Source organism: Phocaeicola sp. (assembly GCF_057861905.1).
The window spans coordinates 1-12,767 of record NZ_DBMACV010000086.1 but is presented as its reverse complement, the minus strand read 5'-3'; the positions used below and the strand labels follow the sequence as shown (position 1 = coordinate 12,767).

Sequence of the window (12,767 nt, the reverse complement as noted above, 5' to 3'; positions counted from 1 at the left end):
TATTGTTTCTTTGAAAACAAACCGGATGCATTGCAAGGATACTATATTGAGGACTCAAAACAACTGGCCTTATTCTAAACTTATCCCGAACTCAGGTATCTTTTCGATGTGCTTAACCTTGACGATATGGCAGATGTTGGCGGAGGAAAGCCCGTAAATCTGCCGGACCTGTTCCACGGTGTAATAACGCTCGTCGTTCACAAGGTCGGTTCTGCGGAGTTCGTCCAGATGGGACTTGGAGTAATAGGTGCGGCCGTATTCTCTTTTGGTCGGTATCCTGTGCCGGTAGGCGTATGCCCGGAGTGCGGCAGGCTTCATACCGAACTGCTCTTTCGCTTCTTCAGTCAGGAGCCAGTCGGTGATACTTTCCATATCAACAGCCGTACCGAAGAACTCGTCAACATGCTTCTTGCTGTAATAGTTCTTTCCAGCGATACGGCAGATGGGGATGCGGTTGCGTTTGGCAGTGGTATAGAGCCATGACTGCTTGACTTTATAAAGGGACATCACCTCTTCACCGGAATAGAAGTCCAGCACTTCATCGGTTACCTTTTCCCTTTTTTCTTTTTTCACCGGGAAGGAAGATGAAGCAGATTTTTTCGGTGTGGAAGTGCTGCCGGGCAGGATGCGATGGTAGGGATTACCCTCCATCATCCGCTCGATGTCGGCTCTGCGGATGAATGCCATGCGGTTGCTGATGCGTGAGGCTTTCAGCTTGCCCATGGCTACAAGTTTATAGATGTACTGTCGGGAACAGCCCATGAGTATGGCTGCTTTGGAAAAGGTGAGATACTCCTGATGCTGTATCTCCATGATTGGCCGGACGGCCTTGAAGAGGTTATTCTTCTGTGTCATTCTGGCTCGTCGGGCTTCCGCCTGACAAGCCTCGCTGCAATACCTTTGCATTCCGCTGCGGGTTACAAAGGATTTGCCGCAAAAACTGCATTTTCGGGTTGCTTTCATACTGCTTTATCGTTTACTGGTTCATTTCTTCAATCCTGTATTCCTGAAGTGGTGAACGGATGTAAACGGCAGTCAACGGTTGTCGCCTTTCTACACGATGTGACCATCGATGAATGTCGGGGAGGATATTGTCGCTTGTTGTAAACGGTTGTAAACCCTTGTCAACTGTCTGCACGGTGTGACAAAAAACAAGCCCCGCAAATTCTCCACGTCAGAAATACGTCTCAAAAATATGTGGAAATTTGGGAAGTATCAAAAAGCAGCCGAAAAGTGTTAATTTTTAGAATGTATTGATAATTAAATGTTTATGCTTGGATATTTCTGATTGTTTTTGGTTGTTCTACGCTTCTAAATACATTCTCCGTTTTTCATAAAATGAAATATTAGTGTTTAATAAAAGAATTTATAATAAATAAGGATATTCTAACATGTACTACATATGCCATTATAATACTCTTATAACCAATGCAAATGTAATAGAGCAACTTTTATCGATCAGAAATCAGCGATACAATTATTTCTATTTAAAGAACATGACATAAGATGAATGTTACATAAACTATAATAGACAGTACATTTATGTTATGCAGCATACTATTGCCTCATTTTTTCATTGTTCTCATCGTTTTTTTACATTACTTTCGTGGCAAATAAATCTCCTTTTAATCTAAATATTTTGATATTTCTAATATGAAAAACTTTTTTTCTATTCTATGTTTCTGGTTACTAACCATACCTGTTATTGCCCAACAAAGTATTCCTCATTGGATAAAACAAGGGACTGCAACACAATTAATTGTTGCAGACAAACCAATGTTGCTTTTGGCTGGTGAATTAGGTAATTCATCTGCTTCTTCTACAAAAGATATTGAACAAATTTTTCCGAAACTGCAACGTATGGGATTAAATGCAGTTCTGGTACCTGCCTACTGGGATTTAATTGAGCCTCGACAAGGATGCTTTGATTTTATACTCATCGACAAAATTATAACACAGGCACGTTGCAATAATTTAAAAGTCGTATTCTTATGGTTCGGTGCCTGGAAAAACTCAATGAGCTGCTATACTCCTATTTGGTTCAAAAGCAATTACAAAAAATATCCCCGCACACATACGCAAACAGGTAAACCTCTTGAAATGGCCAGTCCTTTTTCTGAAAATGTATTTCAAGCTGATTCACATGCTTTCGGACAGTTACTAAAACATATTTCACAAATAGACAGTACTGAACACACTGTAATAATGATGCAAGTTGAAAATGAAATTGGTATGTTAGAGAACGCACGTGATTACTCAAAAGAAGCCAACCAACGATTTTATTCGGAAATACCTGAAAAACTCACGAACTATTTAAAAGCCAATAATAAGACTCTTCATCCATGGTTATATAACAAATGGCAGAAAGCAGGGAAAAAGATTACAGGTACATGGCAAGAAGTATTTGGAAATGATATTTATACTGATGAAATCTTTATGGCATGGCACTATGCTTTATATGTAGAACGTATGATACAACACGGACGTAAAATATACAATATTCCTATGTATGTTAATGCTGCGATGAATAGTCGTGGACGAAAACCCGGTGAATATCCATCGGCCGGTCCATTGGCACATCTTATTGATATTTGGCACTGCGCTGCTCCTGATATAGATTTGATGGCTCCAGATTTATACGATAAAGGATTTACAAGTTGGACAGCACAATACAAACTACATAATAACCCACTCTTCATCCCTGAAATACGTCTTGAACCCAATGATGGCGTACGGGCATTCTACGTATTTGGAGAACACGATTGCATTGGATTCAGTCCTTTTTCAATAGAAGATACTCCGGATAATCCTGAATATCCATTAATACAAGCGTATCAAAAGCTAAAAGAACTAATGCCACTAATTACACGTTTTCAAGGAAAAGGAATGATGAAAGGATTGCTTTTCGATAAAAATAATCAAGAACGAATATTGACATGGGACAACACTAATCTTATTTGCCGGCATTTTTTCACATTGCCTTGGGATTCACGTGCAACAAATGGAAGTAACTGGCCAGAAGGAGGGGGAATTATTATACGTCTAACCGAAGATGAATATATTATTGCCGGAAGTGGAATAGTCGTCGAATTTCAAAGTTTTGATGAAATACGAAGTATAACACAGAAACAATTGGGCGAAGACGGTTTCGCAAAAGAATGTAACAGTCCAATTACAGAGAAATGGAACGGAGGTACACGCATCGGAATAGGTAGTGTAGATGAAGTAAAAATCTGCGAAGATGGTTCTATGCAATATATCCGTAGACTAAATGGAGATCAAACTCATCAAGGACGTCATGCACGCATTGGAGTCGATAATTTCAGTATATTACATATCCGATTATACACATACTAAAATCTAAACCAATTCAACTTTGACTCATGGTTTTCTACTCCTTATTATATATAAGAATAGCCCGACTTGTTTCGGATAAATCCGCATGCAAGTCGGGCTATATTATATTTTTCGGCCGGAAATTATTCTGTAACTTCCTGGAAATCTTCTTTTCCTACACCGCAAACCGGGCAAACCCAGTCATCAGGAAGATCTTCAAACGCTGTTCCCGGAGCGATACCACCATCTGGATCTCCAACCTCTGGGTCATAAACCCAATCGCATACTGTGCAAATGTACTTTTTCATAATTTTATCGTTTATTCTAAGTTAGTATTTATTGTTACTTTACTATGAAAACAAATATAGAAAGAATTTGTTTACACTGTTTCATTTAGTAACATATTTTTTAATTCTTCCATACCTTCTGACGCTCCTTTACGAATAACATGTACTTGCCGCCCCGAAGCAATGGCGACTTCTTTCGGATCGATAAGGTATACCGGAACACGAGAAGGGACATAATTCAGCAAGCCGGCAGCAGGATAGACATTCAAGGATGTGCCAATAATGACAAATATATCAGCCTGTTCTGCATAATCAATAGCTGTTTCTATCATTGGCACACTTTCTCCAAACCAGACTATAAACGGACGCAGCTGTGAACCGTCAGCAGCTACATCCCCCATTTTTACTTCATACTCTTCTGGCTTTAATTCCTTTATAAACTTAGGATTGTTCGGTTGCCAACTGGATGTAACTTTAGTGAGTTCTCCATGCAAATGAATAACATGGTGACTGCCTGCACGCTCATGCAAATTATCAATATTTTGTGTAATAACTGTCACATCAAAATATTTTTCAAGTTCTGCTATCAACTCATGTCCTCGATTAGGTTTCACTGTCAGCAATTGTTTACGCCGTTCATTATAAAAATCGATTACCAACTTCGGATTGGCAGCATAACCTTCGGGTGTAGCAACTTGCTCTACAGGATAACGATCCCATAAGCCACCCGAATCACGGAATGTACTGATACCGCTTTCAGCACTCATTCCCGCACCAGTGAGTATTACCAGCTTTTTCATACACAAATATTTTCGTTCTATTTTAGATACAGTGACAAAAATAAGAATTTTTAATCGCTTAAAGATGCTCATATTCAAAGAAAAAAGATACCTTTGCCATGCTTTTAAAGAATATTACATACTAATAAATATAATTACATGGATAAATTTAGTTACGCCATTGGTCTGGGTATAGGCCAAAATCTGTTAAGCATGGGTGCCCGCGGCATCGAAGTAAACGACTTTGCACAGGCTATCAAAGACGTATTAGAGGGAAACCAGACAGCTATTACTCATACTGAAGCTCGTGATATTGTGAACAAATATTTCACCGAGCTGGAAGAAAAGATGAATGCTGAAAATATAGCAAAAGGAAAGAAATTCCTCGAAGAAAACAAAAAGAACCCAAACGTTGTAACATTACCAAGCGGACTGCAATACGAAGTTATCAAGGAAGGCAACGGTAAAAAACCGAAAGCAACTGACCGTGTACGCTGCCACTATGAAGGAACATTGATAGATGGTACCTTGTTCGATAGTTCTATCAAGCGTGGCGAACCTGCTGTATTCGGCGTCAACCAAGTTATTAAAGGATGGGTTGAAGCACTTCAGCTTATGTCAGAAGGTGCAAAATGGAAACTTTATATTCCTTCAGAACTGGCATATGGTGCACAGGGAGCAGGTGAAATGATTCCTCCTCACAGCACATTGATTTTTGAAGTAGAACTGATTGAAGTTCTCTAAGAAACCTAAAATCGATAAATTATAATTTTAAAATAAAAGTAAATGAAAAAAAGTACTTTAATCATGATGTTTGCAGCCGCAGCTGGACTGGCATCATGTACAGCTCAAAGCCCAAAGGCAAACATGAAAAGCGACATTGATACTCTTTCTTATATGATGGGTGTCAGCAATACTCAGGGACTGGAAGAATATGCTATGGGACGTCTGGGTATAGACTCAACTCACATGGCTGACTTTGTAAGAGGTATTGAAGAAGGATTGAAACAGACTGATGCTAAGCAGAAAGCTTATATGGCTGGTATCCAAATTGGACAGCAAATCAGTGGAGATATGTTCGATGCTATCAGCAGCCGTATTTTCAACGGTGATTCTACTCAGAGCTTGAGCAAAGAAAACTTCCTGGCTGGTTTCGTTGCTGCTGTAAAGAAACAAGCTATTGTTCCGACCGATTCTGCTGCTGTATATGTTAATACAAAGGCTGAAGCTATCAAAGAAAAAGCATTGGAAACTCAATATGCCGACTATAAGAAACAGAATGAAGAGTTCCTTACTAAGAACAAGAGCAAAGAAGGTGTTAAAGTTACTCCTAGTGGCTTGCAGTACAAAGTAATCACTGAAGGTAAAGGAGAAGTGCCTACTGAAACAGCAAGAGTTAAAGTACACTACAAAGGAACATTGATTGACGGTACTCAGTTTGATAGTTCATACGAACGTAACGAACCGACAACATTCCGTGCTAACCAGGTTATCAAAGGATGGACTGAAGCTCTGACTATGATGCCTGTTGGTTCTAAATGGGAATTATATATTCCTCAGGAATTGGCTTACGGTTCACGTGAAACTGGCAAGATCAAACCTTTCTCTACCCTGATTTTTGAAGTTGAATTAATCAGCATCGAAAAAGAAGATAAGAAATAAGTTTTAAAAACTGTCTCTATACTGAAACAGGTACGGATTTCATCTCCGTACCTGTTTTTTTATTCGCCTAACCGATATTCATGAGGTGTCTTTCCTGTCAATCTCCGAAAATACTTGCAGAAGAAAGATGCATTAGGAAAATTAAGATCATCGGCAATCTGATAAACCAGTTTATCTGAATGACGAAGTAATAACTTAGCTTCTTGTATAACAGCTTCATTCACCCAGTCCATAACAGTACGACCACTCGTCTGCCTTATTAGCGTACTTAAATAACGGGGAGTCAGGTATAATTTTTCGGCATAAAATACAATACTTCGTTCACGGATGGCATACTTATTAACAAGTAAAAGAAACCTGTTGAAAACTTCTTCTTGCCGCGTACGTTGCTGTCTGTCTTCTGACATTTCCTGCATACGATAAGCATGTATTTGATGAAACAATGCTGAAATCAGGCTTCTGACCATTTCACGAGGAAAAGGCTCATCGTGTACAATATTCCACAACATATCAAAAAACGATTGAATGCGTTTCTCTTCCTTTTCATCCAAGTCAAGTTGTACATAAAGCCTTCCCTGCAAAAACATTTGTAAAAGCATTTCTTTTTGCCACCCCTCCATCAAACTATTTGTAAAGGCAAGCATTTCTAATTCACAATCTTTCGATACTTCCAAAATCTGAAGAATCGTTCCCGGAGAGGCTACTATCAATTGTCGTGCTGAAAGTGTCAGTTCTATCAGATTGGCTCTGACACGGATATAACCTGCATGCATAAACAAAACACGACCTTCAGTCAGACGATAGGGCTGTCCCAATGTCAAGATTTGTTCCGGAATACCCAAAGTTCCCCTCATAGAACGTACCAGTCCCAACTCTGCAGAAACAAACCGGTAAGCATTGCCAGAAATAGTTGACAACTCAAAAATCTGCTTTAAAGCCAAAAGCAAAAGATTATTTTGTTTCATAACAAAATACATTTATTTCCTGCAAAGATAATAATAGCATCCAATAAAGGGGTAAAATCGATATATAATCGAACAAACAGAACATTTACAAAAACCAATAGGACCTCATGGATAGATAGAAAGACTTTAACTTTGTATAACAACAATAAAACAACATGCCATGATTAGAATAATCTTATTCGTTCTGTCTGCCATCATTACTTTAAATACAAAGGCACAAATAACATTAGACGAATGCCAGCAGGCTGCACAAGAAAATTATCCCCTCGTCCGACAATATAATCTCATTCAACTTTCGGAACAATACACAGTATCGAACGTAGAAAAAGGGAACCTTCCACAAATCAGTGTCAGTGGAAAAATATCTTATCAAAGCGATGCTACAACTTTGCCATTTGAAATACCAGGTATCGGATTTAGAGGATTATCTAAAGATCAATACCAAGCCATAATAGAAGTCAAACAAAACATCTGGGACGGTGGAAAGATTCATAATCAAAAAGAAGAGATAAAAGCCGTAAGTCGTGAGAACAAGCGTCAGCTGGATGTTAGTATGTATGCACTTCACGAACAGGTTAATCAGGTATACTTTGGGATTCTGCTTTTAAACGAACAGTTACACCAAAATTCCCTGCTTAACGAAAACCTGCAACGGAATCTGAAAAATATAGAAGCTTACCGAAACAATGGCATAGCTAATGATGCAGATGTAGACGCTGTAAAAGTAGAAATACTAAATACCAAACAACAACGTACTTTACTTTCTGCCAACCGTCATGCTTATTTGCATATGCTTGCATTACTGACAGGAAAAACGATTGATGATAATACCCAATTCGTGGTTCCGAAAGCGACAGAAAACAATGAAAGTTACACAAGCATCAACCGGCCGGAACTTCAACTATACGAGGCCCAAGAGCAAACGCTCTATATCCGACAACGCAACCTTCGTGCCGGGTATATGCCACAATTAGGATTTTTCGCCCAAGGGGGATATGGTAATCCCGGATTGGACATGTTAAAAGATAAATTTACAGCTTACTATATGGTAGGTGCACGGCTGACATGGAACTTTGGTAGTCTATATACCTTGAAAAATGACAAGCAGAAACTCGATATACTACACCGGCAAATTCAGAACAATCGAGATGTATTTCTTTTTAAGACACAATTGAAATTGACTGAACAAGATGGAATAATCAAAGCCTTACGTCAACAAATGATAGAAGATGATGAAATGATTCGCCTGCGTTCCAACATTCGTCAGGCAGCCGAAGCCAAAGTAGCCAACGGAACATTAACAGTTACTGAAATGTTACGTGAAGTGACATCCGAAAGTCTGGCACGACAAACTCAGGCTATTCATAAGATTCAGTTACTCATGAATCTGTATAACAGAAAACACCTTACCAATTCCCCAACATATTAATATGTTTCAGCCTTATGAAGAAAAAATATTTTTCATTTATCGCCTTATCTATTTTCTTTTCTGCCTGTCGGCCCAATGTCGACTTTGATGCAACAGGTACATTCGAAGCTACAGAAATTATTGTTTCCGCAGAATCGAACGGTAAATTATTCTACCTTAATGCAGAAGAAGGCACGCATCTCACTCAAGGAGAAGAAGTCGGACTCATAGATACGATTCAGCTCTATTTGAAAAAGCTTCAGTTAGAAGCAAACATGAAATCGGTGGATAAACTGCGTCCTGATATCCACAAGCAAATAGCTGCTACCCAAAAACAACTTGCAACAGCACATCGTGAACGTACGCGAGTCGATAATTTGTTGAAAGCAAATGCAGCTAACCGCAAACAACTTGACGACTGGGATGCTCAAATTGCCGTATTACAAAGTCAGTTGGAAGCACAGATATCTTCTCTCACCAACAATACACAAAGTTTAAATGAGCAAAGTTCCTCTGTAGCTATCCAGATTCTCCAAACAGAAGATCTGTTAAACAAATGCCATATTCTTTCTCCTATCAGCGGAACAGTACTTGCCAAATATACAGAACCAGGCGAACTGGCTGCTGCAGGAAAGCCTCTTTTCAAAATAGCCGATACTGAAAATATTTTCTTACGGGCCTATGTCACTTCCTCACAGTTAGAAAAAGTCAAATTAGGTGAACAGGTCAAAGTATTTGCAGACTTTTGAAATGGCAATCAAAAAGAATATCAAGGAACAATAAGTTGGATAGCCGACGAGGCGGAATTCACTCCTAAGACAATATTAACAGAAGACGAACGTGCCAATCAGGTATATGCTGTAAAAATAGCTGTCAGAAATGACGGCAGCATTAAAATAGGAATGTATGGAGAAGTAAAATTCGATCAATAACAACATGAATAAAAATATGAATCCTGTCATCGACACACAACATCTCTGTAAATGCTACGGAACAGTTAAAGCGCTGCAAGACATTTCACTAAATATACAGCAAGGAGAGCTATTTGGACTAATAGGTCCTGACGGTGCAGGAAAGACTACATTATTCCGCATCCTCACAACCTTATTAAATGCTGATTCAGGCGAGGCTTCTGTATTAGGATATGATGTTCAAAACGAATTCCGTTGCATCAGACGAGAAATAGGCTACATGCCGGGACGTTTTTCTCTCTACCAAGACTTGACAGTAGAAGAAAATCTGAATTTTTTCGCTACGATCTTTCAGACGACCATAGAGGAGCACTATGATCAGATACGGGAAATATACGAACAAATAGCTCCTTTCAGAAAGCGCCGTGCAGGAGCATTATCAGGAGGAATGAAGCAAAAACTGGCTCTTTGCTGTGCCTTAATACATTCTCCCAAGATTCTATTCCTCGATGAGCCAACAACCGGAGTGGATCCCGTTTCAAGAAAAGAGTTTTGGGTAATGCTGAAGAGATTACGTGATAAAGGCATTACAATCTTAGTTTCTACTCCTTTTATGGATGAAGCCCGGAAATGCGACCGAATAGCTTTCTTATACGAAGGCAGAATAAGAGGCATAAATACTCCCAGTATCATATTAGAACAATTTAAAGATATTCTTTGTCCTCCTGGTTTGAAACACAACCACACCGAAGAAAACGAACGACCTATTATAAAAGTGAACAATCTGGTAAAATGCTTTGGTACATTTACGGCTGTCGACCATATCTCATTTGAAGTAAAACGAGGAGAAATATTTGGCTTTTTAGGAGCTAACGGTGCAGGTAAAACAACTGCAATGCGTATCTTATGTGGTTTAAGTTTGCCGACAGAAGGATATGCCGAAGTAATGGGCTACGATGTCAGGACACAAAGCGAAAACATAAAACGGCATATAGGATACATGAGTCAAAGGTTTTCTTTATACGAAGATTTAACAGTCAGCGAAAATGTACGTCTTTTTGGAGGAATATATGGAGTTTCTAAAAAAGAAATTCCAGCGCGAACAGAAGCAATGCTACGGCGTATCGGATTATACGAAGAACGAAATACTGTAGTCCAATCCCTTCCCTTAGGCTGGAAACAACGTCTGGCTTTTTCGGTTGCAATATTTCATCGCCCACAACTCGTCTTTCTCGATGAACCAACAGGAGGAGTGGATCCTGCTACACGACGCCAGTTTTGGGAACTCATCTATCAAGCCGCCGAACAAGGAATCACGATATTCGTTACTACTCACTATATGGATGAAGCAGAATACTGTGACCGAATTTCGATGATGGTAGACGGACGTATCCGGGCCTTGGATACCCCAACAGGCTTAAAAGCTCATTTTCAAGCTCAGAACATGGACGAAGTTTTTCAAATGCTTGCGCGAGAAGCCAAACGAAATCATAACTAACATTTTACATTGTCGTACATTATACTAAGAGTATGAAACAATTCATTGCATTTATCAGGAAAGAATTTTATCACATTCTGCGCGATAAGCGTACAATGCTGATACTTATTGGAATGCCTATCATACAAATTATACTTTTCGGATTTGCCATCTCTACAGAAGTACGCAACGTACAAACTGCTGTTCTTGTAAATTCAGCAGATGCTGACGTACAACGTATCGTTGACCGGCTGGATGCAAGTGAATACTTTACCGTAAAGTATATTGTACATTCTCCCGATGAAATAGAGCATTTATTGAAAAGAAATAAGATAGAACTTGCTGTCATTATAAGTCATGATTTAAACCGGTTACGTTTTGATTCCGAACAACTACAAATTATAGCTGACGCCACTGAACCCAACTTAGCCATCACCCGTAGTGCTTATGCAAACGGAATATTATCGAAAGCACTGGCAGCACTGAAGCAAGACAATCCTAAAGGGAAAATCATAGTTTCTGGAAAACTACTCTACAATCCTCAAATGAAAAGTGCCTATAATTTTGTACCTGGTGTCATGGGATTAATTCTGATGCTCATTTGTGCTATGATGACATCTATATCCATCGTACGGGAAAAAGAAACTGGTACAATGGAAATCTTGCTTGTTTCTCCAATAAGCCCGATATGGGTTATTTTATCAAAGACTGTCCCTTACTTTGTATTATCTATCGTCAACTTAACTACAATTTTACTGCTATCTTTTTTTGTCCTTGATGTTCCTATTGCAGGCAATTTATTCAGTTTATTAGGAGTATCACTCCTGTTCATTTTTGTTTCACTCGCTTTAGGTCTGCTTATCTCATGCATTACTCATACTCAAGTAGCAGCCCTACTTGCATCGGCTATGGTTTTACTGATTCCTACAATCATTTTATCAGGCATTATCTTTCCCATAGAAAGCATGCCAGCTCCCCTACAATGGCTATCCTGCATAATTCCAGCACGATGGTATGTAGCCTTAGTACGGAAACTGATGATAGAAGGTGTTCCACTATCTTATGTCTGGCAGGAAGTCCTTATCCTGCTGCTTATGGCTGTTATACTTATTGGTATCACAACTAAAAAGTTTAAAAACCGTTTAGAATAGAATAATATGGTACTACGATATCTTATTGAAAAAGAATTCAAACAGTTGCGCCGGAATAGTTTCCTGCCTCGACTCATCCTGATATTTCCCTGTGTTATCATGCTAATTATGCCATGGGCCGCAACATTGGAAATAGAGGACCTACGTATAGCCATAATCGATCATGACCATAGTCCTTCTTCCATTCGACTCATTCACCGTATAGAAGCTTCACCATACTTCAAACTGATGACTCTTCCTGATACATACGAAAAAGGATTGGAGAATATCGAAAGAGACCGAGTTGACATGTTACTTGAGATACCCAAAGGTTTCGAAAAAGAACAAGTTAACGGACGGTCTGCTTCAGCCTTGATAGCAATAAATGCCGTAAACGGAACCAAAGGTGGCTTGGGAAGTACTTACCTGCAACAAATACTTAACCCTCAAAGTACATCGCCTTCAATTCTATACCGTTTTAATCCACATCTGGATTACAAAATATTCATGGTACCCGCTCTAATGACCATGTTGCTGGTGATGATTTGCGGCTTTCTACCGGCATTGAATGTAGTCAGTGAAAAAGAAAAGGGGACTATCGAACAAATCAACGTCAGTCCAGTCAGTCGTTTTACATTCACCTTAGCCAAACTGCTCCCCTACTGGTTTATCGGTTTTATCGTATTAAATCTATGCATAATACTGGCCTGGATAATATAACGTGAATTCGACGAATTCAAAACAAAGCAAGCTGTGTGTCAAATGTACGTTGTACATTGATACACGGCTTTTTTGGAAACATGCAGTACGCC

At 39.2% G+C, this 12,767-nt stretch carries 9 protein-coding genes and 3 pseudogenes; 8 read left to right on the top strand and 4 right to left on the bottom strand.

The features are described 5' to 3' along the window. Nucleotides 1–96: 96 nt before the first annotated feature. A pseudogene (locus ACZM60_RS13195) lies at nt 97–963 on the bottom strand (helix-turn-helix domain-containing protein); the annotation flags it as partial. A gap of 690 nt (nt 964–1,653) precedes the next feature. Between ACZM60_RS13195 and ACZM60_RS13190 the strand changes: the two are divergent. After that, nucleotides 1,654–3,357 (top strand): GH35 family beta-galactosidase, encoded by a 1,704-nt coding sequence (locus ACZM60_RS13190; RefSeq protein ID WP_489521727.1) that lies wholly within the window; start codon nt 1,654–1,656, stop codon nt 3,355–3,357. Between the two features lie 122 nt (nt 3,358–3,479). Here the strand turns inward: ACZM60_RS13190 and rd are convergent, their stop codons facing one another. Continuing rightward, entirely contained in the window at nt 3,480–3,644 is a 165-nt protein-coding gene (gene rd / locus ACZM60_RS13185) for a rubredoxin (protein ID WP_021972063.1), read from the bottom strand. A 71-nt stretch (nt 3,645–3,715) separates the two neighbouring features. After that, nucleotides 3,716–4,423: an SIR2 family NAD-dependent protein deacylase gene (locus ACZM60_RS13180; protein WP_021972062.1), complete on the bottom strand. Its 708-nt coding sequence runs from the start codon at nt 4,421–4,423 to the stop codon at nt 3,716–3,718. Nucleotides 4,424–4,561: 138 nt separating this feature from the next. Between ACZM60_RS13180 and bamJ (ACZM60_RS13175) the strand changes: the two genes are divergently transcribed. Both bamJ (ACZM60_RS13175) and bamJ (ACZM60_RS13170) read left to right on the top strand, forming a co-directional pair. After that, on the top strand, nt 4,562–5,146 hold the full coding sequence (gene bamJ / locus ACZM60_RS13175) for a BamJ family beta-barrel-assembly machinery protein (protein WP_021972061.1): 585 nt from the start codon (nt 4,562–4,564) through the stop codon (nt 5,144–5,146). Nucleotides 5,147–5,188: 42 nt separating this feature from the next. Beyond that, the gene (gene bamJ / locus ACZM60_RS13170; RefSeq protein WP_489521726.1) at nt 5,189–6,064 is read left to right on the top strand and encodes a BamJ family beta-barrel-assembly machinery protein; all 876 of its coding nucleotides are present in this window, start codon (nt 5,189–5,191) and stop codon (nt 6,062–6,064) included. 59 nt (nt 6,065–6,123) lie between these two features. On the opposite strand, the gene ACZM60_RS13165 is transcribed toward bamJ (ACZM60_RS13170), so the two are convergent. After that, nucleotides 6,124–7,029 carry a helix-turn-helix domain-containing protein gene (locus ACZM60_RS13165; RefSeq protein WP_489521725.1) on the bottom strand — a complete coding sequence of 302 codons (906 nt, stop codon included), beginning with the start codon at nt 7,027–7,029 and terminating at the stop codon, nt 6,124–6,126. Between the two features lie 160 nt (nt 7,030–7,189). Here ACZM60_RS13165 and ACZM60_RS13160 point away from each other — a divergent pair, with 160 nt between their 5' ends. The 5 genes and pseudogenes from ACZM60_RS13160 to ACZM60_RS13140 all read left to right on the top strand — a co-directional run. After that, a complete protein-coding gene (locus ACZM60_RS13160) occupies nt 7,190–8,458 on the top strand; it encodes a TolC family protein (protein ID WP_489521724.1) in 1,269 nt (422 codons plus the stop codon). 14 nt (nt 8,459–8,472) lie between these two features. Further along, nucleotides 8,473–9,369, top strand: a pseudogene (locus ACZM60_RS13155) (HlyD family secretion protein). A 16-nt stretch (nt 9,370–9,385) separates the two neighbouring features. Then, nucleotides 9,386–10,846, top strand: a complete 1,461-nt coding sequence (locus ACZM60_RS13150) for an ATP-binding cassette domain-containing protein (RefSeq protein ID WP_489521728.1) — start codon at nt 9,386–9,388, stop codon at nt 10,844–10,846. Nucleotides 10,847–10,878: 32 nt separating this feature from the next. Continuing rightward, nucleotides 10,879–11,976: an ABC transporter permease gene (locus ACZM60_RS13145; RefSeq protein WP_489521723.1), complete on the top strand. Its 1,098-nt coding sequence runs from the start codon at nt 10,879–10,881 to the stop codon at nt 11,974–11,976. A 6-nt stretch (nt 11,977–11,982) separates the two neighbouring features. Continuing rightward, a pseudogene (locus tag ACZM60_RS13140) lies at nt 11,983–12,672 on the top strand (ABC transporter permease); the annotation flags it as partial. Nucleotides 12,673–12,767 lie beyond the last annotated feature (95 nt).

Excerpts from the sequence above, each read along its gene's own strand:
- ACZM60_RS13160 (WP_489521724.1), top strand. The coding sequence starts at position 7,190 with ATGATTAGAATAATCTTATTCGTTCTGTCTGCCATCATTACTTTAAAT.
- bamJ (WP_489521726.1), top strand. The coding sequence starts at position 5,189 with ATGAAAAAAAGTACTTTAATCATGATGTTTGCAGCCGCAGCTGGACTG.
- rd (WP_021972063.1), bottom strand. The coding sequence starts at position 3,644 with ATGAAAAAGTACATTTGCACAGTATGCGATTGGGTTTATGACCCAGAG.
- ACZM60_RS13190 (WP_489521727.1), top strand. The coding sequence starts at position 1,654 with ATGAAAAACTTTTTTTCTATTCTATGTTTCTGGTTACTAACCATACCT.
- ACZM60_RS13180 (WP_021972062.1), bottom strand. The coding sequence starts at position 4,423 with ATGAAAAAGCTGGTAATACTCACTGGTGCGGGAATGAGTGCTGAAAGC.
- ACZM60_RS13165 (WP_489521725.1), bottom strand. The coding sequence starts at position 7,029 with ATGAAACAAAATAATCTTTTGCTTTTGGCTTTAAAGCAGATTTTTGAG.
- ACZM60_RS13150 (WP_489521728.1), top strand. The coding sequence starts at position 9,386 with ATGAATCCTGTCATCGACACACAACATCTCTGTAAATGCTACGGAACA.
- bamJ (WP_021972061.1), top strand. The coding sequence starts at position 4,562 with ATGGATAAATTTAGTTACGCCATTGGTCTGGGTATAGGCCAAAATCTG.
- ACZM60_RS13145 (WP_489521723.1), top strand. The coding sequence starts at position 10,879 with ATGAAACAATTCATTGCATTTATCAGGAAAGAATTTTATCACATTCTG.